Annotated in this window: 18 protein-coding genes and 1 pseudogene; 8 read left to right on the top strand and 11 right to left on the bottom strand. The window is 63.3% G+C overall.

Annotated elements, in window-relative coordinates:
• Positions 1-177 precede the first annotated feature (177 nt).
• Genes ATO9_RS04250 through ATO9_RS04230 form a run of 5 tightly spaced genes read left to right on the top strand, consistent with a single transcriptional unit; the run spans position 178 to position 5,421 of the window.
• The gene (locus tag ATO9_RS04250; RefSeq protein ID WP_202902103.1) at positions 178-1,401 is read left to right on the top strand and encodes an FAS1-like dehydratase domain-containing protein; all 1,224 of its coding nucleotides are present in this window, start codon (positions 178-180) and stop codon (positions 1,399-1,401) included.
• A gap of 16 nt (positions 1,402-1,417) precedes the next feature.
• Positions 1,418-2,569, top strand: a complete 1,152-nt coding sequence (locus ATO9_RS04245; RefSeq protein WP_043745783.1) for a CoA transferase — start codon at positions 1,418-1,420, stop codon at positions 2,567-2,569.
• Positions 2,566-3,759, top strand: coding sequence for a CaiB/BaiF CoA transferase family protein (locus tag ATO9_RS04240; protein WP_043745780.1), 1,194 nt, complete (start codon positions 2,566-2,568; stop codon positions 3,757-3,759). The genes ATO9_RS04245 and ATO9_RS04240 overlap by 4 nt, the downstream gene beginning before the upstream one ends.
• Positions 3,760-3,769: 10 nt before the next feature.
• A complete protein-coding gene (locus tag ATO9_RS04235; protein ID WP_043745778.1) occupies positions 3,770-4,621 on the top strand; it encodes an HTD2 family dehydratase in 852 nt (283 codons plus the stop codon).
• Positions 4,618-5,421: an HpcH/HpaI aldolase/citrate lyase family protein gene (locus tag ATO9_RS04230; RefSeq protein ID WP_043745775.1), complete on the top strand. Its 804-nt coding sequence runs from the start codon at positions 4,618-4,620 to the stop codon at positions 5,419-5,421. The genes ATO9_RS04235 and ATO9_RS04230 overlap by 4 nt, the downstream gene beginning before the upstream one ends.
• Positions 5,422-5,662: 241 nt before the next feature.
• Here the strand turns inward: ATO9_RS04230 and ATO9_RS04225 are convergent, their stop codons facing one another.
• The 3 genes from ATO9_RS04225 to ATO9_RS04215 are packed head-to-tail and all read right to left on the bottom strand — an operon-like array spanning position 5,663 to position 7,366.
• Entirely contained in the window at positions 5,663-5,908 is a 246-nt protein-coding gene (locus ATO9_RS04225; protein WP_081979448.1) for a DUF2798 domain-containing protein, read from the bottom strand.
• Position 5,909: 1 nt separating this feature from the next.
• The gene (locus ATO9_RS04220) at positions 5,910-6,449 is read right to left on the bottom strand and encodes an NADPH-dependent FMN reductase (RefSeq protein WP_043745770.1); all 540 of its coding nucleotides are present in this window, start codon (positions 6,447-6,449) and stop codon (positions 5,910-5,912) included.
• 50 nt (positions 6,450-6,499) lie between these two features.
• Positions 6,500-7,366: a pirin family protein gene (locus ATO9_RS04215; protein WP_043745767.1), complete on the bottom strand. Its 867-nt coding sequence runs from the start codon at positions 7,364-7,366 to the stop codon at positions 6,500-6,502.
• A 114-nt stretch (positions 7,367-7,480) separates the two neighbouring features.
• Between ATO9_RS04215 and ATO9_RS04210 the strand changes: the two genes are divergently transcribed.
• Positions 7,481-8,398 (top strand): LysR substrate-binding domain-containing protein, encoded by a 918-nt coding sequence (locus ATO9_RS04210; RefSeq protein ID WP_052418107.1) that lies wholly within the window; start codon positions 7,481-7,483, stop codon positions 8,396-8,398.
• Between the two features lie 229 nt (positions 8,399-8,627).
• Positions 8,628-9,974, top strand: a pseudogene (locus tag ATO9_RS04205) (transposase).
• 448 nt (positions 9,975-10,422) lie between these two features.
• On the opposite strand, the gene ATO9_RS04200 reads toward ATO9_RS04205, so the two are convergent.
• From ATO9_RS04200 to ATO9_RS04175, 6 genes are all read right to left on the bottom strand, one after another.
• The gene (locus tag ATO9_RS04200) at positions 10,423-10,818 is read right to left on the bottom strand and encodes a hypothetical protein (RefSeq protein ID WP_043745764.1); all 396 of its coding nucleotides are present in this window, start codon (positions 10,816-10,818) and stop codon (positions 10,423-10,425) included.
• Between the two features lie 16 nt (positions 10,819-10,834).
• Positions 10,835-11,503: a GNAT family N-acetyltransferase gene (locus ATO9_RS04195; RefSeq protein WP_081979447.1), complete on the bottom strand. Its 669-nt coding sequence runs from the start codon at positions 11,501-11,503 to the stop codon at positions 10,835-10,837.
• A gap of 8 nt (positions 11,504-11,511) precedes the next feature.
• The gene (locus tag ATO9_RS04190) at positions 11,512-12,033 is read right to left on the bottom strand and encodes a GNAT family N-acetyltransferase (protein WP_043745761.1); all 522 of its coding nucleotides are present in this window, start codon (positions 12,031-12,033) and stop codon (positions 11,512-11,514) included.
• 171 nt (positions 12,034-12,204) lie between these two features.
• The gene (locus tag ATO9_RS04185) at positions 12,205-12,804 is read right to left on the bottom strand and encodes a GNAT family N-acetyltransferase (RefSeq protein ID WP_052418106.1); all 600 of its coding nucleotides are present in this window, start codon (positions 12,802-12,804) and stop codon (positions 12,205-12,207) included.
• Positions 12,805-12,875: 71 nt separating this feature from the next.
• Positions 12,876-14,588: a tetratricopeptide repeat protein gene (locus tag ATO9_RS04180; RefSeq protein ID WP_043745760.1), complete on the bottom strand. Its 1,713-nt coding sequence runs from the start codon at positions 14,586-14,588 to the stop codon at positions 12,876-12,878.
• 73 nt (positions 14,589-14,661) lie between these two features.
• A complete protein-coding gene (locus ATO9_RS04175) occupies positions 14,662-15,612 on the bottom strand; it encodes a homocysteine S-methyltransferase family protein (RefSeq protein ID WP_043747329.1) in 951 nt (316 codons plus the stop codon).
• A gap of 273 nt (positions 15,613-15,885) precedes the next feature.
• Between ATO9_RS04175 and ATO9_RS04170 the strand changes: the two genes are divergently transcribed.
• Positions 15,886-19,446 carry an ATP-binding protein gene (locus tag ATO9_RS04170; protein ID WP_081979444.1) on the top strand — a complete coding sequence of 1,187 codons (3,561 nt, stop codon included), beginning with the start codon at positions 15,886-15,888 and terminating at the stop codon, positions 19,444-19,446.
• A 54-nt stretch (positions 19,447-19,500) separates the two neighbouring features.
• Here ATO9_RS04170 and ATO9_RS04165 read toward each other — a convergent pair whose 3' ends face one another.
• The gene (locus ATO9_RS04165) at positions 19,501-19,821 is read right to left on the bottom strand and encodes a hypothetical protein (RefSeq protein ID WP_162183056.1); all 321 of its coding nucleotides are present in this window, start codon (positions 19,819-19,821) and stop codon (positions 19,501-19,503) included.
• Between the two features lie 869 nt (positions 19,822-20,690).
• A complete protein-coding gene (locus ATO9_RS04160; protein WP_420329709.1) occupies positions 20,691-21,851 on the bottom strand; it encodes a cation:proton antiporter in 1,161 nt (386 codons plus the stop codon).
• Positions 21,852-22,298 lie beyond the last annotated feature (447 nt).

The raw sequence follows: 22,298 nt of genomic DNA, 5'->3' as shown, positions 1-22,298 counted from the left end.
TAAATTGATGGACTAGAGCCTAAACGGGCGGGGAATTCCCCAGGAATAGTGAAAAATAGGGCGAAATGCCTGCAACGTGCCCGCTTGACCGCTGTCAAAAGAATGCATTATATGAAAAATAATCGCGCAAGATGCGCATGACGCCACCGACACCAGACTGATAGGGAGATCCTGAAAGTGACCACCGCAGAGAAAATCAAGGACGACGAGGCCAAGGGCATGGGCGGCGCGCCGGCCGAAGGCAAAATCACCGACGAAGCGATTGCCGCCGCTGAAAAGATGGTGGGGCTGCAGCTTCGCCCTGAAGGCCCGTATCTTCAGGATGCGACTGCGGACACGCTGCGCAACTGGTGCAACGGGATCGGCGACCTGAACCCGCTTTACCGGGAACCGGGCTATGGCGCAGCATCGCGCTACGGTACTCAGCTGAGCCATCCGATGTTCCCGATGGCGCTTGGCTGGATCGGACGGACCCGTTGGGGCCTGCCGGGCGTGCACGGCTTTTACGCGGGCAACGACTGGGAAATCTTCCGCCACATCCGCCCCGGCGACCGCATCAACGCAATCGAGCGCGTGATCGGGATCGACGTGAAGGAAAGCAAGTTCTCGGGCCGGCTCGTGCTGCAGTACGTCGAGGCGACCTACTTCAACCAGCACGGCGACATGCTGTCCCGCGCCTTGGGGACCTGCACCCGCCACGAGCGCAAGGCCGCGCGTGACGCCGGCAAGTACAAGGATATCACCACCTACGAGTACACCCAGGAGGAGTTCGAAGAGCTCGACGCATGCATCATGGAGGAGCCGATGAAGATGCGTGGCTCCAAGGTGCGGTACTGGGAGGACGTGACCGAAGGGGAAAGCCTCGACACCATCGTGCGCGGCCCGCTGTCACTGATGGATACCATGGGTTTCCTCGTGGGCTCTGGGCGCGGTCATACCCATGGCGTGGTCTTCCAGAATGCAATGAAGCACCCTGGTCACTTCTTCCGCAATCCCGAGGCCGGAGGCGGCATCGAGTACACCGGTATCGGTCACCACCGCGAAAGCACGGCCAAGGAGGTCGGCGTGCCCGGGGTCTACGATTACGGCCCGCAACGATCTTCGTGGATGGCGTCGCTCGTCACCAACTGGATGGGCGATGCGGCATTCCTCAAGCGCGTCCGCACCGAGATGCGCCGCTTCAACACCATGGGTGACAGTACCTGGTGCAAGGGCAAGGTGTCGAAGAAATACATCAAGGACGGTCACGCCCTGGTGGACATCGAGATCTGGGGTGAGAACCAGCGCGGCGAAGTCACCACGCCGGGCATCGCCACCGTCGCCCTCCAGTCGCGGGATCCCGAGCTCCGGGTGTTCCTCGATTGCGGCAACCTCGAACTGGACCTTCCGGTCGTTCGTTGAAGAAAAGGGTTCGGCCATGACTGACAAGCCTCTTTCCGGCCTTCGCGTCATCGAGCGTGCCACTGGCGTGGCCGCGGCTCAGGCCGGGCGCCTGTTGTGCCAGATGGGTGCCGAGGTCATCATGGCCGAGCCTTCCGAAGGCAGCCCTCTCAGGGAAGAGCCTCCTCTCCTCCCTGGGGGGCAAAGCGCATTGTTCACTTACCTGTCACTCGGCAAGCGCAGCGTCGTTTGCGATCCGGCGGGACCGGATTTTCGGAAGGATATGCATAAGCTCCTGGCGGAGGCCGACATATTCATTGACGACACACCGGTCGCGGAGCGCACCGGGTTGGCGCTTGATGACGCGGCTATCGCAAGGGAGCACCCGCATATCGTGCATCTGTCCGTCCTGCCGTTCGGCGCTTTCGGGCCCAAGGCGGGCTGGAAGGGGGACGAGATCAACCTGATCCATGCCGGTGGAGAGGGTTTCCTGTTGCCGAACGGGTTGACGGCTGACTTGTTCCCGGATCGTCCGCCGCTGAAGATCGCCGGTCATTTCGCCGAGATGCAGGGCGGAACGACCGCCGCAATGGCGGCGTTGGCTGCGCTTTGGACAGGTGAGGGGCAGTACGTCGACGCTTCGGTCCAGGATGCGAACGTCGCCGTCGGGGCCTTTGCCATCCAGCGCTACGGCGACGGTTCGGTGGAGCACCGCCTGACCCGGTCGTTCAAGTTCGGCGGCGTGATCGAATGCGCCGATGGCTACGTTGAGCTGCTGACATTGGAAACTCGCCAGTGGCTCGGGCTGATCGACCTGCTCGGGGCCGAGGACTGGGCGCAGGACCCGGAACTTGCCGACGAGGTCGGGCGCAGCGCGCGCGGCGCCGAGATCAACCAGCGGATCCGCGACTGGGCACGCCATCGCAAGGTCGAGGATCTGGTGGCGCAGGCCCAGACACTCGGTGTTCCCATGGCGCGCTACAATGCGCCGCAACAGGTTCTGACGGGTCTTCAGGAAACCGCGCGCGGCATCTTCGCGACGATCCACACGCCCGATGGGCCGGTGCAGGTGCAATCGCTGCCGTTCCGCTTTGGGCCGGACGCGCTGCCGGTCCGCGACACGCTCGCCAGCCTCGGCGCGGACCAGTCGATCCTGTCCTGCCAACCAGGTCGGAGGGCGACCGCATGAAACCTTTGACAGGTCTTCGTATCGCCGATTTCACGGTCCATGCTGCCGGGCCTTTCTGCACGCATATGCTGAGCCAGATGGGCGCAGAGGTCATCAAGGTAGAAACCGCGCTGCGGCCCGACATCTTCCGCAAGTCACATGCCGTCTATGGGCGACAGGGGCCGGCGACCTTCGATCAGGTGTCGTCGAACAAGCTTTCGGTGCGGCTGAACCTGAAACATCCGGAGGGGGTCGCTCTGGCCAAGAAGCTGGTCGGTGTCGCTGATGTCGCCGCCGAGAGTTTCCGTGCCGGAGTGATGTCGCGCCTCGGGCTTGGCTACGAGGTCCTGCGCGGCGTGAAGCGCGATATCGTCATGGTCTCCGTGTCGTCATCGGGTCAGACCGGCCCGGAAAGCCATTTCGCCGGCTACGCCCCGCTCTTCGGAGCTTGGGGAGGGCTGGGATATCTCTCGGGGCATGCCGATGGGCCGCCGGTCGAGATGCGGCACGTCATGGATCATTCGGTCGGAATGCACGCGGCCCTGGCCACGCTTGCCGCTCTCAATCGCCGTCGGCGCACGGGGGAGGGGTGCCACGTGGATGTCGCCGCGCGCGAGGTTGCTTCGTCCCTCGTGGGCGACTTTCTGACGGCGGCGTCCGCTGGCGTGTCCGTCGGCCGCATGGGCAATGACGACTTGACCCGCGCGCCGCACGGACTTTTCCCGACGGCCGATACCGATCGCTGGCTCTCGATCTCGGTGTCCAGCGACGCAGAATGGAAGGTGCTGACGACGATAATCGGGCAGCCGCACTTGGCCGATGATCCCCGCTTTGCCACGCAGGCCGAACGGTACGCGAACCGCCGCGCGCTTGACGCGCCGATCAGCGACTGGACCTCGGGGCAGGGGGGCGAAGCGGCGGCGGAGCGGTTGCAGGCAGCAGGCGTTGCAGCGCATCTGTCGTGGGCTGCGTCCGACATCGTGTCAGACCCGCACATGAGGGCACGGGGCGCGATCCTCGACGTCGCCGAAACGGATGGCAACCGGCGCGCCGCGGTCGGCCGACCCGCGCGGTTCGCCGGGGATGACGCCCCGGGGATCACGCGAGGCACGCCCGCGCTCGGCGGCGATGAAGATTACGTTTACGGGGAACTCCTTGGCCTCAGCGGGGCGCAGATCAGCGCTCTGATCGAGGACGAGGCCATCTACTGAAGGGCCAAAGATGACATCTACACCTGATTACTCCGACGCGGTCGGCCGGACCGAACGCCATGTTCAGACGATCTCGGCCGACCGCGCCGCGGGCTTGGCTGCGACGCTGGACCTGGATCACGCGCCAGCGGACGGGGACCCGCTGCCGCCCGGCTGGCATTGGCTCTATTTTAATCCGTTCGTGCAGCGCCGCAATATCGGGCCGGACGGTCATCCCAAGCGCGGGGGCTTCCTGCCCGCCGTCACATTGCCCCGTCGCATGTGGGCCGGTGGACGCCTCAATTACCACGCGCCGCTCACGATCGGCCGCGAGGCCGAAAAGGTCAGCGAGATCGTCGCCGTGAAGGCAAAGTCCGGCCGCGCAGGGCAACTCGTCTTCGTGACCGTGAAGCACTCGCTCTCGCAGGGTGGAACGCTCTGCATCGAAGAGGAGCAGGACATCGTCTACCGCGAGGCGCCTGCACCTGGTGCGCCCAAGCCGACGCCTGCCGCTGCGCCCGACGGCGCCACCCGTTTCGAGCAGGTCACCCCAGATCCCGTGCTCCTGTTCCGCTATTCCGCGCTGACCTCGAATGGCCACCGCATCCACTACGACCGGACCTATGCCCGCGAAGAAGAGGATTACCGCGATCTGGTCGTGCACGGCCCGCTGACGGCCACTTTGCTTCAGGGCTTTGCCACGGCCTCCGGGGCTGGGCGACTGACCCGCTTCGAGTTCCGCGGCATGGCGCCGCTCTTTGGCGACCACCCGTTCACGCTCGAGGCCGGGGAAGAGGCCGATGGCGCGATTCCGATCTGGGCAAAGGGACCGGACGGTGAACTTGCAATGCAGGCCAGTGCCGTGATCGAACCCGCGTCATGAAAACCCCTCGTAGTTACCTCTTCGTTCCGGGTCGCATGCCCGACAGATTTGCCAAGGCGGCGGGGTCGGGGGCCGACGCCATCATCCTCGACCTCGAGGACGCGGTCGGCCCCGAAGCGAAGCCCGAAGCACGGGGTCATGTCGCCGACTGGTTCGGCAACGGCGGGGCGGGCCTCGTGCGGATCAACGGTGCGGATACGCCCTGGTTCGAAGATGACCTCGCGGCCCTTGCCTCCTGCGACGTCTCGGCGGTCATGGTGCCGAAAGCCACTCCGGAGAGCCTTGTGGCTGTGGCCGAAAGGCTGCCCGGTCGCGCGCTGGTCGCGCTGATCGAAACGGCCGAGGGACTTGCCGCCCTGCGCCGGTCGGTCACCTGCCCCGGGGTGACCCGACTGGTCTTTGGCAACCTGGATTTCGGCGCGGATACTCGGATACCCGGCACCGGCCAGGTCCTCGATCCCGCGCGGTTCGAGATCGTCCTGGCCTCGCGCCTTGGCGGACTGGTGCCGCCGGTGGATGGCGTGACACCGGAACTCAAGGACGGCGGGCTCCTGAAGGACGAGGTGGCGAGATCACGCATGCTGGGCTTTAGCGCGAAGCTTTGCATTCACCCCGCGCAGGTCGCTTTCACGAACGACGCGTTCACTCCCTCCGAAGCCGAGATCGACTGGGCAAGCCGCGTATTGTCGGCCTTGTCGGTCGCCTCTGGCTCGGTCGTGCAGGTCGATGGCAAGATGGTCGACCGGCCGGTGATCGAACGCGCAAGGCAGGTCCTGGCCGATATCGGCCGGGCCCCATGAGTTTGTCGACAGCTTGATCCTGGACCTGCGCACGGCGACGGCAATCAAGGTCCTCGGACCCATGGGGCTCAATGAGGTCGAGGAGCCCCCGTGCGCATCGGACGTGGTTCTGGATCGACATCCTGTGCCGGACGGGCGATTATGAGGTCGTGTCGGAAACGCCCAGTTGCCTAATTTCAATATTCAACTAATGGCTTGGGCGTTTCTGCGGAGTGACTCCGGCTCACGGTAACGGACGGCGTCATGACCAGGCTTTCGCCGCTTTGTCCGCCAGATCATCGGCAAGAGCGCGGAGTTTCTCTCCCAGTATCATATCCAGCACGAAAGCGATCGGTAGGGCGATCAGGATGCTCTGTCCCCAGGTCCGAAGCCAGGTCCAGGACACTCCGAACTCAAGCAGGCTGAAGACGCCCGAGAGGGCCATCGACATGAAGGCCGACATGACGAACGATCCGGTCAGCCTGTGAATGCTCATGTTACGGGTCATCTCAGGCGACCTCTGCCAGGGCCAGCGTTTCGGCGGCGGCCGTCAATGCGGCCAGGGCAGTCGGTTCGGTGATGGATCCCGTCTCGCTGTCGAAGGCGTCGTAAAAGCTGGCTACGGACACGGCAGCTCTCAGATCAGCCCCGAAGAAGCGAGCCGAGCCCTTGGCCGCGGCCAAAACGCTGCCCGCACCGCCTGGACCCGGAGAGGTCGAAAGGTAGACCGTCGGCTTGTCCTGAAACACCTTCGGGTCGATCCGGCTGGCCCAGTCGAAGAGGTTCTTGTATGCGGCGGAATAGGAGCCGTTATGCTCTGCAAAGGACACGATCACGCCGTCCGCTGCGCCGATCCTGTCGAAGAACGCCAAGGCAGCCGGGGGATGCCCGATCTGGGCCTCAAGATCCGTGCTGAAGATCGGAAGATCGTAGTCTGCAAGGTCCAGCACCTCGATCTCGGCGTGGGGGACCAGCGTGGCGGTGAAACGTGCCAGGGATTTGTTGATGGACGCCTTGCTGTTGCTTGCGCCGAAGGCCAGGATTTTCATGGGTTTTCTCCGTTCATTTTAGGTCGTTGGTTCGCTGTCGGGTGAAGTCTTCAATCGAGCGCGCCAAGCTCTCCGGCAGCATGGGCGGCAATAACCGAGGCCAGCTGCTGCGCATTGCTCATCGCGTATGGGCCCTTCTGGACGAAGGGTTCTCGCAGGGGCCTGCCGCTCAGCAGAACAGCCTGTCCGCCTTGGGTGCTCAGCAGGCTGATCTCTTCGACGCCATGCACCGCCAGCGCTTCGTCAGGGCCGAGGCGTTGTCTGGTGCCGTCGACGACCAGTTCGACATCCCCTCGGATCGTATGCAGCCAGAGCGCGTCTCCCTCCGCTATGTGGTGCGTGAAGCGGCCGTTCGGTTGCAATGCGATATCAAGGATGGTGAGGGGCATGGCGGGTGGCATCGCTCCGGTCACGCCATTGCTGGCGCCGGTCATCACCCGCACCCGATGGCCGGGGCCCTCGATCACCGGCATTTGCTTTGCGGCCACGTGAAGGGCATCGGGCGCGTCCAACTTCTGGGCCGCCGGTAGGTTCACGAAGACCTGGAGCGCATGGGTGCGCGATCCGGGTGTCGGTGCTTCGTCATGCACGGCACCACGCGCGGCCTTGAGCCAATAGAGATCGCCGGGCGCGAGGTTGATATCGTTGCCAAGCGTATCCCTGTTGCGGAAGTGGCCGGTGCTGTCCTCGAACAACACGCTGACCGCCGAAATCCCTGCATGGGCATGGGGCGCAAAGGTTGGTGCGGTCATGGTGAAATGGTCCACCATGATCAGCGGGTCCATCAGCCCGTCAAGCTGGCGATGGATGAAGCTGACCGCTTCGAATCCCTCGCTCCGAGTCATTGTCTCGCCATGCTGGACCGCCGTGATCGTGCTCTGGGGCCCGTCGATCCGGGGTATGTCTTGTGCGTTCATGTTCGCCTCCTGTGCTGATGGCGAACCTAAGGGCGGGACGATAGCTGGGAAATCCGTTGATTTCGGAACCCATCGTTCTGAAAATAGAACGGTAATGCGAAGCGTAAGAAAGAGATGATGGACCTCAACCAAGCCTATTACCTGGTGCATGTCGTCGAGAAACAGGGCTTCTCCGCGGCGGCGCGCACGCTGGGCATTCCCAAGTCGCGGATCAGCCGGCAGGTCAAAACGCTGGAAGAAGTGCTCGGTACCCGGCTCCTGAACCGGGATTCACGGCACATGTCCCTGACCGAGGCGGGCGAGGCCTACTACCGCCACGCAAAGATGGCGCTGGACTGCATGGCCGCGGCCGAGGCGGCGGTGCGCCAGGACACGGACGTTCTGGAGGGCACGGTCACGCTGTCATGCTCTGTCGGGGTCGCGCAGTTCGCGCTCGGCCGCATCCTGCCGCGCTTCCTGGCCGAGAACCCGCGCGTGGTGCTGCGCCTTCAGGCCTCTAACGACTACGCGGACATGATCGGGGACGGCATCGACCTAGCGATCCGGGGCCATGCCAAGCTGCTACCCGACTCCGGTCTGATCCAACGACGCATCACAGAAGTGCCGTGGCACCTTTTCGCGGCCCCCGACATCGCGAAACGCCTGGATGCTTCGGCTTCTCCGACCGATCTGGACGGCGAACCCGCGCTTGCTCTTGGCTGGCGCCCGGGGGGCAATTCCTGGTCTCTGGTCGGGCCGGGCGGTAGCACGGCCTCGGTTCCCTACGCCGTGCGCCTGCGTAGCGACGACATGTCCACCCTGAAACAGGCGGCGGCCAACGGTTTGGGTGTGGTGGCCCTGCCGGCTTATGTCTGCGCCGAGGATATCAGCTTGGGGCGGCTGGGACGCGTCTTGCCGCACTGGACTGCGGGTTCTCCCGAGATCAGCTTGCTCATGCACGAACGGCGGGGAAACCCGCCACAGGTTGACGCCCTTGCCACGTTCCTTATCCGTCATTTGCCAGGATTGATGCACGAAACCGGTGGAAGCTAGCGCTCTGTCTGCGTGGAAAAATGTGGCTTTGATCACGTGGGGGCCTGGGGACCGCGAACAGCAGCTTTCGGCCCTGTTAGAGTACCCGATATTGGCCCTTGCAAGAAATTCGCACGAGGAGCACCCAGTAATCAGACGCTGACACTGAGGGCGTATTCCGTTGAAAATTTGTGCTTGTTTGACGCCCACCCGGCTGAAGCAATTCTTTCATAGGGTTGGAGGATCGGGAATGATGGGACGGCGGCAAGAGGCGGAACCGGCGCTGTTCTACGAGTTCTCGCTGGCGTATCACGTCCCAAAGGACCATTTGCTCCGCTCTATTGACCGGTTCGTCGACCTCTCAGGTATCCGCCCGTATCTCGCCGATTTCTACAGGCATACGGGCCGCTCGTCGGGCGATCCGGAGCTGATGATTCGCATGCTGTTGGTGGGGTATTGCTTCGGCACCCTGAGGGAACGGCGGCTTTGCGAAGAGGTGCATCTGAACCTGGCCTATCGCTGGTTCTGTCGGTTGGACATTGGCGAAAGGGTGCCCGATCAATCAACCCTTTTCCAAGAAACCGCACGGTCGGTTCCGGGACCGCGAACCGTTGCGTCATGTACTCGAAACGACGGTGGCGCGATGCCTCGAAGAGGGCATGGTCAGCGGGCAGCGTATGGCCGTCGACGCCGGCCTTATCGAAGCTGATGCGAACAAGCAGAACGCATCGCCGAAGCTGGACCGGGGCGCCAGGCTGATCGATCCATCTGATGCGCTGCGGGCGGATCGAGAATATCTGGACGCGCCGGATAACGCAGCGTTCGGCGAAGCCGCCGAAGTCCAGCCCGAAGTTCACCTCGCATTCCGACCCTGCAAACCAACGGACTGCGGCCCGGAAACGCCCGGCATTCTTCAGCTATTCCGATAACTACCTGGTCGACAGAGACCATGGTGTTATCGTGAATTGTGGTGGAGACAGATCGATCCGGCAGACTGAAGTGGGATCAGCCAAAACCATTCTTAGGGGCATTGAAACCAAGGTCGACCTGCTTCCCGAATGCCTGATCGAAAACACTGCGTGTGGCACCGGGCCGGTGCAGTATTGGCGGGTCAATCGCAAGCTCGCCGCGCATATCCCCGTCATTTACAAGTCGGCGCGCAAATTGGAACGACCAATACATCTGCCCCGAAGGACACGCGCTGAAGCAATTCCGCCGGAAATACTCAGATCCCTAGCGGGGCCGACCGGTAAAGGGACGGCCAAATACTGGCGCCTGAAGCACACCTTTAAGGCCTGTCCTAAAGACGCGTTGCTGCCCAAACATGGACTTCCGGTCCGTCACCCGCGAGGAGAACGAAGACGTTCGGCAAGTGGCCCGCGAGATCGCGAAGACCGAACAATATGTGAGCTCGATGCGGTTGCGGAAGAAGGTCGAGATGCTACTTGCCTGCCTCAAGCCGATACCCGGCCCGGGACGGCTCCGATTACACGGCCCATACGGCGCAAATGACGAATTCCTCCTCGTTGCTACCGCCCAGAACATCCGCAAGCTGGCCGAGGTCCTTCCCGCACCGCATCAACCGCGGAAAGCCTGACAGAAAAATGCATTCACGCTCGCACCAGGTGGGCTATTTCGGCGCTTGCGAACAGGTGTTTTTCAATAGAATGGGTGGAAAGTGGTCTTTCGCTGCCGGTGCGAATGTATTTCGAGGCGGCTAACGAAGCGGATATTCAGCGGTCTACCCGGTTTGGCGCTGGCAAGTTGATAATAAGTAGGTGGGACGGGACGTTTGCCGCGCGCGCACCAATTTAGTCCTGGAACGCGATGTCTGATCTTCGGTGACAATTTTGCCGAGTCTTCCAGCGCCTCCTGTGAAGCGAAGGCGTTGCGCACAGCGAAGGCCGTTTCGGAGTAGCCGGCCCAAACCGCGATGGGCTGAATCTGGGCGTCGTGGCATTGACGGGGCCGTCTGCGCTTTCGCTGTAATTACTGTGGGTGGTATGGGTGCTGATCCTTCAGGATTTTGTCGATGCCAGGGTCGTTCAATAGGACGGGATCAGAAGTTCTCTTTTCGAAAGACGCCATCCCCAGAGACCTGTCGCGAGAATCCCGATGTTGCCGGCAAGGTCCAGGAGCATCCAGGTGTTGAGGACCGGCTCAATCAGCCAGAACCAGATGTTGAATGCGAAGAAAGGGACCGAACCGACCAGCCCGAAGACCAGGAAAGTCGTGGGGGTGAAACGGGCGGTGGCGATGATCGTGCCGCAAAGCACCGCCTGCGCGCCGAAGCAGCCCATCAGGAAGCGCGCCTGTTCGGTCGCGGTTGCGAGTTCAGGGCGGAAGGTGAGGCGCACCACCATGCCCGGAGCCAGAAGGCACCAGGCGCCGAGGAAAAGGAAGATCGCGGCAAGACAGATTTGGAGTATTCTGGAGGTCATCGGGCTATGCCTTTGTTCATTGCTGAGTTGATGAGATGGCGCTGGCGCCGTGAGGGCTGGCAAGGGCGCGGCGGGGGGCGCTCACTTTGCCGGCCCGCACTCTGCCAACGGTGCGGGTCATGAGAAACGCGTCCCCTTCGGAATAGTGCAGATCCGGGTGCGGAACGATGGGCCGCCGATCCGCGACGCGAAATCCGAGACGCAGGTAGAAGTCGATGGCGCGGGTGTTCCGTTCGAAGCAGATCAGCGACAGGTGCGGTATGGCGCGGGTGAAGGCCAGGGCCTCGACGCAGTCTAGAAGGGCGGCTCCGATCCCGCGAGAGCGGAACGGGGCGTGCACCGCCAGTCCAGAAATGTAGAGCGATCCCGGCTCTTCTAGCGCCGCGTAGGGAGCGAGCACAGGGTCCGTTTCCGGCTCCCCTCTGGCCACCTGCATCTCATAGGCGTGGGCCATTCCAATGATGCTTTCGCCCTGCGTCGCGAGCAGGCAATTCTGATAGGAAAAGGCGGTTTCCGTGCGGGCATAGCGTGCCGCACCGAGGTCTTCTAGCGACGCGCCATCTTTGGCCAGCTTGCGCCAGATATAGGTGGCCAGACCGTCCGACGAGATGAGGAAGAGGTTCGCGATTTCCGCGGCGTCCTTCTGTTCGGCACGTCGGATGTCGAATTCGAGATTTAATCCCATTGGCCTATCTATTCCTTTGGCTGCGAACGCCGTGCTGAAGCCTGGGCGCCCAACACGCGTTTGCGCATTAAGAAGTTGTGGATCCAGGTGCCTGCGATCTCGTGCTCCTGCCGAGAGACGCAGGAAAAACCGGCTCGCTCGAACACCCGACGCGCCAGTTCGCTGGCGTCGGAATGAACGCTGGAAACCCTGGCATCGCGCGCATGTTCAAGCAGATTGTTCACAAGGGCGCCGCCGATGCCGCGACCGGCGTGATCGGGATCCACATAGAGAAATCGAATGTGGCCGGTGTCGGCAAGATCAGCGAACCCGATCAGCCCATTCGCTCCATTGGCAGCGACTATGGCGTGCCGGCCATCGGTGTAGATCTGGTGCAACATTCCGGCGTCCGGCGCGATGGAGAGCCATGCCGCGACCTGATCGGGCCGGTAGGCGCGCGGCCCGAGTTGGAACACGGCCCGGCGATAGATCGCAGAAAGGGCTTCTGCGTCGGAGCTTTCGTAGGGTCGTAGCGTCAGTCCGGATGTCATCGCGGTTGCCTCAACAATAAGTGGATCGGTGGAAAGTCCACCGCTCGGGTCGTACCAGGCGTTACGACGACGCGGCGTGTGAAAAGTTCAGGGCTTCGGTCTGTGGCCGCATTCAGACAGTCGAACGCGCCAATCGTTTTACACAATTCGACTGTCATGGCTCTGGTCCTGTCACCGGGGGCTGCGGACCATCGCGGTCAGTGGTGGACAGTCGGCAACCCTGATTTCCGCCGTCGCCTCGAACCCGTGGCGGGCGTAGAGTGCGCGATTGCGTTCGGTCGTCGCCTCAAGATAGGCCGACACGCCGGTGCGGTCGCAGACCTCAAGCACGGGACGGAGAAGTGCGGCGCCATGACCCCTCCCCTGCATCTCGGGGTGCGTGCCGAGGACGGGCAGATACCAGTGCGGCTCCTCCGGGTGATGCGCACCCATCTCTTCGATCACGGCGAAGACGTCCGCCTGGCGGTGCGCCGGGATGGATCGTTCGATGAGTGCGCCCAAGGCGGCCTCATCCGGTTCGGAGCCAGGTTGAACCCAGAGCGCGGCGGCAGCGGCGTTGAGGGCCAGGGTTCCCTCCGTAAAGGCGGGCGCGCCCAAGGCGGCGGCGAAGTCTGGAAAGTACCGCTGGTAATCCGCGTCACTCGGATAGAGCCAGCGGACGGGAGGGTCCTGTTCAAAGGCGCTCTGGATAATGGAAAGCGCCTGGTCGGCGGGCGTGCGGGAGGCCGTCTTTGCGGGCGGCGAAAGTGTGGCCAGAGTGGCGTGTGTCATTGTCTTGTCCTTGGACCGAATTGCGGCCTGTGTCGGTTGAGGGTGCCGGAGAGCGCCGGCACCCCATGTCATCAGAGACGGTTCAGAGCGGGTTCACCCTGTCCCAGCCACGCATCGCGGAAAGCGCGCTCGGCGTTCTGAACAGTAGGAATGTCCAGCTGGTCGACCTCTTCCGCCTTCTCGACCTGCCAGAGGCCCCAAAGCGCCCAGGCATTGTTCGGATGCGTCCGCAATGCCGCCTCAAAGGCCTTGCGAGCTCCATGCAGGTCCCATGCTTCCAGACGCACCGCACCGAGCGTCTGGCGCACCGGGTAGTACCAGTAAGGCGGCTCCATGTAGGCGATGGTGTCTTCCAGCTCGATCGCGGATTCGAGGTGATGTTCGGCCTGGTGCAGGTCGCCCTGCGCATGCGCGATCCGCGCCTCCACGATGTGCTTGGCGATTTCAAGGACGTCGCGGGCGGGCAGGAACTGATCCTCAAGGCCGGACAGGTCGGCGTCGGCGATGATCCGTTCGATGGCCTTCTGTTCGGCCAGCGCGGCGTCGGTATCGCCCAGAAGGGCGAAGGCCGTGCCACGTGCATAGTGCCAATGGCCCTTCACGAAGGGGAAGGCGTCGCCCGGATCGGTTAGCCCCAGGATTTCCTCAGGGGCGCTGAACTGGGCATGGGCTGTATATGGCGCCGTCTCGATCGCCTGCACCCAGGCCAGTTGCCCGCTCACCTCTTCCGAGGTCACGGCGACCAGCTTGTCCGCCGCCTCCAGTGCCTCGTCTTTCAGGCCCGCCATCTGTGCGCCGACCAGCAGGAAGTGGATGTTGTGAGGGTAGTAGCCGTAGCGGTAGAGCGCGCTGGCCCCGTGGCCCGTCGCAGCGAGATAGGCTTCGTCCGCCGCAATGGCGGCCTTGTTCACCTCGATAGAGTCTCGATAGCGCCCGATGCGGTTGTAGATATGCGCGGGCATGTGGACGAGGTGCCCGGCCATCGGCACGCTGCCGCGCAGGGCATCCGCCGCCGCCTCGGCCCGGGCGGGATCGGACGAAGCCTCCACCGCGTGGATATAGAGGTGCAGGGCCGCGGGATGCGCGGGATCAAGCGCCATCGCCCTTTCGAGCGTGGCGAGGATCGCGGCCCCGTTCCCTTTCGGTGTGACGCCGTCGGCGTCCCAATAGTCCCAAGGCTGCAGGTTCATCAGCGCATCGGCGCGGATCACCTGGACGTTGGCGTCCTCAGGAAACTCCGCGGCGACATCGGCCATCGCATTGGCAAAGGCGGCGTTCAGCGATGCACGATCCGCGTCGCGCGGAGCATAGCGTTGCAGGAGGGCGCGGGCCAGCATCCGCTCCTTCTTGGTCGAGGCGGTTTCGTCGGCCATGCGCGCGGCTTCGATCGCGCGATCGATGCTGTCCTCGTGCATCCCGTCGTTCAGGTTCGGGCCAAGTGCGTAGGCCTCGCCCCAGAAGCAGGCGGAACACCGAGGGTCGGCCGCCTGCGCCGCGCGAAAAGCCTGCACGGCGGCCGCATGGTTGAAGCCCCAGAGCAGTGCAATGCCCTGTTCGAATGCGTTGCGTGCTTCGGCCACATCGGTGCCCGGATCGAAGCCGAAATTGCCATATCCGGCAAATTCAGCCAAGCGGGCGGCGTCGCCTGCGGGCAGGTCGGTCGTGGCGTGTTCTACGCCCGGTTTGAACAATTCGGTCCGCCGGTCGGTGTCATGGGCACTGGCGGGAAAAGGCAGCGCGGTTGTCGCGGCAAGCACGGCGGCCAAAGTCAATCGGTTGGTCATTAGTCAGTCCTTTCTGGAAATAGGTCGCAGCGTCGCCCGGGCGCGGCCCGGGCGACAGGCGGTCAGGTTCGGATCAGGCAGCGTGGGCGCCGACACAGCAATCGGCCATCGCTTCGACATGGCGGTGATCGGTGCCGCAGCAGCCGCCCAGCACGGCGAGGTTGGGCAGCAGGCGGCGCAGACGGGCATAGTCGCGGCCCAACTCGTCCGGGTTGCCGGCATCGAGTTCCTCTGCCTCGTCCAGCTCGGCATGGCTGAGCCGGGAGGCGTTGGCGCGGATGCCACCAATCCGCTTCAGCCAACCGTTGCCGGCCTCGAGCGCTTCGCGGAAGTGATCGGGATGCGCGCAGTTGACCATGAAATAAGCCGCAGCACAGTCGGTCCGCGCATCCGTTTCCTCGAAAGCGCGACCCAGCTGGGTGCCGTCGGGCAGTCGGCCGTCGGTTTCCACGGTGTAGGCCACCACGACGGGCAGGCCAGCCTTCTTCGCGGCGCGGATTACGCCAACGCCTTCGGCCACGGTCGAGAGGGTAACTGCAGTCACCAGGTCCACGTCGGTCTGAGCGAACCAGCCGATCTGTTCGGCATGGTAGGCTTCCGCCTCGCTGGCCGTCATGGCGGTGTCCGGCCGGTAGCCATCGCCGCGCGGGCCGATATTGCCAGAAATCACCATCGGTCGAACCGAAGCGGAGGCCCCGCGCAGGTCGGACAGGAAGCCGATCGCGGCGCGATTGATCCGCGCGAGGTCCTCGGGGCTGTGCCCCAGCTGCGCACCCCAGTCACGGCTGGCGCGCCAGGTCGGCGCCTCCAGCAGGAAACCCGTGCCGTGATCGGCGGCGATGCTGATGTGGCGGCGATAATAGCGCGCCAGCGTCTCGCGCCCCTCAGGCGTTTCCATCAGCGGATAGGCGGCGAAGGCCGGCAGGTCGAGGCCGTCATGAAAGATCAGCGTCGTTTCCAGGCCGGAATCTGTCAGCAGCAGCGTGTTTTCGAGCTGGGGAAGATTATTGCGATAGGTCGTCATGTGGGTCACCATAGGTTGAGATTTTGAGGGAACGTCGGACGTTGCGGCGGCAGACCGGTCACCTCGTCGAGGGGATCGATCCGTGGCAGGCCGAACATGCGTGTGATCAGGCTGAAGAATATGTTCGGCCTTGGCGGTCCGGACCTGTGGCCAGGCCGGCGGATTGCATGGAATTGAGTCATGTGTCGGTTCTTTCAAATTGTCTGATGAGACGGCTTTTGCCCGGTCTGCGTGAATTCACCCGGGGGCCCATGCGTGAAAGGTGCGTGAAAGATGAGTCTCCGACTCGAATGTCTGGGTGGTTTCGCAATGACGCGGGACGGTGCGAAGGTGCCGCTGAGCGCCCGCAAGCCGCGCCTGCTGGCGGGGCTTCTGGCGGTTGCCCGACATCGGACGATGACCCGCCAGCGGCTGGCCGCCTTGTTGTGGGAGGACAGCGACGCTGACCAGGCGCGGGGCAGTCTGCGCCAGGCGCTGGCCCAGATACGGCGCGCCGGCGGAGGGGGCTGGGTCGAGGCAGAAGGTGAGGAGCTGCGCCTTGGCGTGGATGTGTCCACCGATCTCGACGCTTTCCAAGCAGCACTGGCGCGCAATGATCCGGCAGAGGCGGCGCGCCTTTATCGCGGATCCTTCCTGGAAGGCATCGACGCGAATGCGTCGGACCTTGGGCAGGCCATCGCAGAGCATCGCGCGCGGTTTGCAACTCTCGCCACGGAGGCCCTGTCACGGGAGCTGGATCGCTTGGGCGACAGTGCAGAGGCCGCGGCGTTGGCACATCGGTTGCTGGGCCTGGACCCGCTGAACGAAGCGGCGCATCGCCGGCTGATGCAACTGGATGCGGCGCGCGGCATGCGCGGGGCAGTGCGGACGCGGTATGAAACGCTGGAAGCCGCGCTGAGGCGCGACCTTGGCGCGGAGCCCGCGGCCGAGACGCGCGCGCTCTATGATCGGCTGCGCCGGGGGGCCGGTGCTGCGCCCAAAGAGCCAGAAGCGAAAACAATGCCCGACACGGCCGATGCAGCAACGCCGGGCACGGCCTTCCTGCTCATCTGCATGGAGGCCGAAGGCATGGTCGATCTTGCCTGGCTGCGGGACAGGGCGAGTGCCGAAGGTGCGACGGAGCTGGAGACAGGGCCGGGCGAGGTGGCGTTCCTCTTCACCGACCGGGCCTTGCGCGACGTGTCGAATACGGCTCTGCAACTGGCTGAAGCGGCCGGAGAGGCGCTGTCTTTCGGGCTGACCGCTCAGGACGTTGACGCGCAGGCGGCATCCCGTTCGCTTGTCCGGGCGCGACGGATTGCGGCGATGGCTGCCCCTGGTGAGGTATTCGTGGCCCCGGACCTGGCGCCGCGTCTTGGCCTCGCGGTCGAGGCGGGCCAGCGCGCCGTCGCCTTGCAGCCGGATGCGATGCGCAAGCGCCCTGATCTGCCGCTCATCGGACGGGACACGGAACTGGCTCAGGTAAAAGCCGCGATCGCGACAGCGCAGGCGGCGGGCACGGGCCTGACGATCCACCTGGCCGGGGAGGCCGGGATTGGCAAGAGTCGCCTGACCACGGAAATCGCCCGCAGCGTCCGCCAATCCGGGATGAGTATCGCGACTGCCGGGTTCGATGCGTTCTCTTCCGGGACGCGTCACCTGGCACAACGGATCATGGCCGGGCTACCGAACCTGCCGGGGCCGGTCGATGTGTCGTCGATTGACCGGGCGGTCTGGTCGTGGCTGCGCGATGCGGAGCCGGGCAAAGACGTGGAATTGCGGATGAGCGCGCTGTCGCCCGAGGCACAGCAGGCCCGGATCGTGGAGGTCCTTGCCGCCGCGCTGACCCGCGCGGCGCAGCCCTCGGGTCTGCTTGTCGTGATCGAGGATTGTCACTGGCGTCCCATGGGTGCGGGCGATTTCATCCTCGACCTGGTCAGGCAGCTTCAGGACAGTCGCACCGTTCTTCTGCTGACCGAACGGCCGGGACCACGCAGCCTTGATCGTCGGCTTGCGGTGCGGGCGCGGTCGGGTCTGGTGCGGGTCACACTGCCACCGCTGCCCGAGGCGATGGCGCGTGACCTGGTCCGTGCCGTGGCCCCTGATATCGCCACCCCCGAGGCGGCTATCGAACGGGCCGCCGGGCATCCGCTTTTCCTGATCCGCCTGCTCGAAGCGCAATGGATCGACGGCGCGCTCCCTACGAGCGTCGCGGAACTCGTGCAGGAACAGGTTGAGCGCCTGCCCGAGGTCGAGCGGAACGGATTGCGGCAGGCTGCGATCCTCGGGGTCAGCTTTGATCGTGCCGACGCTGCCGCGATCTTTCCCGATACTGCAAGTCTGCGATCCAGCGGTGACCTGTTGCACGAGACGGAAACCGGGCTTGCCTTCGGTCACGACCTCATCCACCTGGCGATCTACGAGGCCATTCCCGAGGAGACGCGGCAGGATTGGCACGCGCGCGCGGCGGCCCATTTCCGCGGAGTGGCACCGTTCAGCTGGGCCGATCACGCGTTGCGGGCGACGGATGATGTCGATGCCGGGCGTGCGGCCGTGGCTGCGGCGAACGCCATGGTCGCCGCGCGCCGGTTCTCTGCTGCTTTTCCCTATATCGAGGCCGGTCTGGCCCGTGACGGCGACCCCGAAGCGCAGGCAGAGCTACATTCGTGCCGCGCCAGCATCCGCCGCACCCGGGGCGACATGGCCGGGGCATTGGAGGATTACCGGACCGCCCATGCTTTTGCCACGCGGGCCGAAACGCGCGTGGCGATGCTGACGCGCCAGGCGCTTGTCCTGCATCGGCTTGGCCTGGGGGACGAGGCCGACCGGGCCCTGGACGCAGCCGAGGACATAGCCGATGCAGCCGGACTGAGCGGCCCCGTACGAGCGGAAATCCATGAACAGCGAGGCAACCGGGCCTTCGTGCGTGGCGATCATGCCGCCTGCCGGGCGCATCATGCGGCTGCGCTGGACCTAGCCGAAGCAGCGGGCGATCCGCGCGGCATCGCCCGTGGCCACGGTGGCCTTGGCGATGCGACCTACGCCGCCGGTCTGTTCACCACCGCCTACGACCATTTCACCAAGGCCATCGAAACCGCGGAAAAGGCGGGGCTGGGTCTGGTGCGGGAAGAGTACATGTTCATGCGGGCCTTTTCGCTGTTCTTCGCCGATCCCGGTCCGAAGGCATTCCTTCTGGCCGACGTTGCGGTCGACAGTGCGGTCCAGTGCGGGGCCGCGCGAACAGAGCTCATCGCCCGCGAAATAAGAGCTGAAATGCGCACGGCCAATGGCGACTTGAAGGGGCTGGAGGAAGACCTCGTCGCGATTTCACAGCTGGCTACGGCGAAGGGTGAAACCCGGTTCATGAAGGATGTGCAGACCTGCTACGCTTGGCTGCATATGCGGCGAGGTGAGTTGGATGTGGCACGCAACTACATCGAGCCGCTCCTCGATGACGCCTGCTCCGATGCCTATATCGGTGGCAAAATATTGGGCCTCGCCGCCTTGCTGGCACAGGATCGCGCCGCGCGGGATGGCTGGATTGCGAAGGGCAGGGAATGCCTGGCGCGTGGCTCTCTCGCCCATTCGGTTTTCTGGTACCACGCCAGCGTTCTGGAACGTGCCGTGATGGACCGCGACCACGCCCTGGCCGAGGAGGAGATCGCGGCGATGAAGGCCTTCGCGGCGCAGGAACCGATCGGGATCGTGTCGCTATATATCCGAACCGCAGAATTGGTCCTGTGGCCCTCATCCGATCAGGATCGCCGAAGCCACGCGGAGGTCGTCCGGGCCGCCGGGCTGGAGGATTGTGCGTTGATCCTGCTTCGTCCAGACCAAAGCTATGTCAGACCCTGAAAGGTCGCGCGATTTGGTTGAACCCGCGCCGCCGGGACGCGGGGCGCCATTGAATTATTCCACTGTCAGCGGCTCGCTCAGCAGACTGATCGCAAGGGCGTCGCCCGGCCAGCGCCGAACGAGTCGCTGCAGGGCCGCGACGGGCATCGGGTCCCCCAGAGCCGCCAGGTGCGATTTTTCCCTGTCGGTTGCCGGAAGCCATGCCAGCAGGCGGTTTGCGGCGCGGCCGATCGTCGGGTCGTCGGCCTTTAACGCATGCGCCATCACGATATGCGCCATGATGAAAGACGGGGCCAGGCGCAGCGCCATTGCGGCGGCCTGCACGGCGTCTCCGGGCGCAGAACGCAGCATTCCGATCGCGCGGTCGAATTGCACAACGCTGCCTTGCGTTGCCCCGGACAGGGGCCAGCCGTCGGAGCCGAGGACCGGCCTTTCGATAATTGGATAGCCCATCCCTACATCTCCGCCTTGCAAATGAGATTGAGCAGGCGCCACACACGCCAGTCGCGGATGTGGCGCGCTGGCAAAGGGAGAGCCGAGAATTTTCCCGGTTGTTGGAGATGCTGGATCATGGAGGCCTCGCCAAGACTTTCGAAATCGATGATGAGGTCGTTTCCTAGGTCGCAGTGAATTCCGCACGGGGCACGGCGTGAAATAAACGTGAAAATATTCGGTCATACTGTCATGGCGGGCATCAACTGTCCGGAAACAGCTTTGTAGAGTGCCTCTACCGGACCTGACAATTGGAGCGTCCCGCTGGCAGATGACCAGTTAGCATCCTAAGCTGCTTGGGCAGCCTGCTCATGCGCAAAGAAGGAGCGTGCTGTGACAGCCTAAATCATTGGCCGAATGGAGATTTACAGCCGGGATTGGTTGGAAGAGTGTTTTGTGGGGATTCCTGATTTGGTTAACCGTCACAATGGGGCTAACGAGGTCTGCGGTTGCCCCCCAGAGCGCCTTGAAGGAGCCGGCAAGATGCCTGAAGCTGCCTTCACCGTCGAATTCCCGGACCGCATTTATGCGACACCATTCTGAAATTCCGACGAGTGCCAGTCTCTTGGGGCTCAATGAAGCTCCGATTCCATTCTGAACACAATCCTCACCGATTCGTTGGAGTGATCGCATATCCTCTTCGTCCAGTTCTGCCGACCTAGGCCTGATTCCAGGTTTCGCAAGTACGGCGCACGGAGGTATCGGCGGGCTACGCTGCAACATCCTGCGCTGGGATTGAACGGCCGCAAAGCTTAGAACTGCTCTGTCGCTCCCGCCGCTTTCTCGTTCTGCCGCCCAGGCGGGCGCAACCATTCCATTGCACGCCCGCCGGTAAAGCCGTGCAGAATTGTCGACAGCAACACGACTATCGCAACGATAGACCAAAGCTCGGCCTGCTCTTCGATCTCGCCCTGGGAGGTTGCATAGGCGAGGTAATAGATGGAACCGATGCCACGCACGCCGTAGATTGCGACGACTAGCCGCTCACGCGCCGACAAGCTGGTTCCCAAGAGACTGATCCATCCGGTCACTGGCCTTACGACAAGGATCAGTAACAGAGCAATTGCAACATGGGTCCAGATCAGGTCCGCCAGAAGCACGGGCAGGACGCTTCCGAAAGCGACCAGAATAAGGGCCGTAAGCCCGTGCTCTATAGCCTCGGAGAAATCGTGTAGCCTGCGGTGGAAGTCGTTTTCTTTCTCGATCCGTCGCAAAGTGAAGCCCATTACAGCGACAGCGATGAAACCATATCCTTCGATCAGCTCGCTCGAACCGTAGCACAGGAACACTCCGGCCAATGCAATCACGCCGGAGCCCGTTTCAGCGAGGGCAGCATTTCTGGGAATGTTGAACAGCACGAAGCCCAATGCGCGCCCACCGGCCCAACCGACCACGCCGCCGATAACTATTTTGTAAATGACATCTTTGCCGATCCACTCAAGCCCCCAAGTAACCGGCGTTATTCCTTCGTGAGCCACGAACAAAGCGAGGTAGACAAATGGGAAAGCAAGGCCATCGTTCAGACCCGCTTCTGTCGTCAGTGCGAAGCGTACAGGGCGCTCTTCTCCCTTGTGCGGCGGGCCGACCTGAACGTCTGAAGCCAGCACCGGATCGGTGGGCGCTAGGATCGCTCCTAACAAGACCGCACTTGCAAAGGACAGGCTCGCAACACCCACCCCGAGAAGCGCAACGGCGATGATGGTTAGCGGCATCGCGACGGCCAGCAGTCTTGTAGCAGGGCGCCATCGGCCCCACGAGCCGATTTCGTCGATGCGCATCCCGGCACCGAATAGCGCAACAATCACCGCCATCTCGCTAACATGTTCCCAAATCGCCGGCGAGCTGACAGGATCCGGCAGCGGTGGCAACTCAGGAAGCAAGAACGCAGCCAAACCCCCGAAGATCAGCATCATCGGCGCCGCGACAGGTTCCCTCTTGGACACCATCCGAGGCAACCAATAGGAAACGATAATGACCATGCCAACGAAGGCGAGTTGAAGGTGGTATGTCTCGAATGCGAAAAAGGACGACAGTTGCTGGAATAGCATGGCGCTCAGGATTGCGTCATCGGCTTGTCACTACAGGGGGCGCTCATCTTTTCGAAGTCCTTTCTTAGAATTCGCGTGCTAAACTCAAACACTTCAAGCGCTTGCGGGTTCCACTGTTAGGCCACGAACCAAGGATCCTTTGCTGCAGCCCGGCGTGCCCGAAATCGATCGATGCCTCTCTGAAACACGCCACCTTCGAAGTTCTGGAAACACTCTGGAACATCAAATGATGACCTGCAGACATGCTTGTTACAAAGATTGGCAGTGACCTGCCCCCTGTTGGTCCCTCGTTCATAATGAGAGTCTGCAGGT

Origin of the sequence: Pseudooceanicola atlanticus (assembly GCF_000768315.1) — a bacterium.
GTDB lineage: Bacteria > Pseudomonadota > Alphaproteobacteria > Rhodobacterales > Rhodobacteraceae > Pseudooceanicola > Pseudooceanicola atlanticus.
The sequence above is the reverse complement of the archived record's forward strand: the minus strand, read 5'-3'. Positions and strand labels throughout refer to the sequence as shown.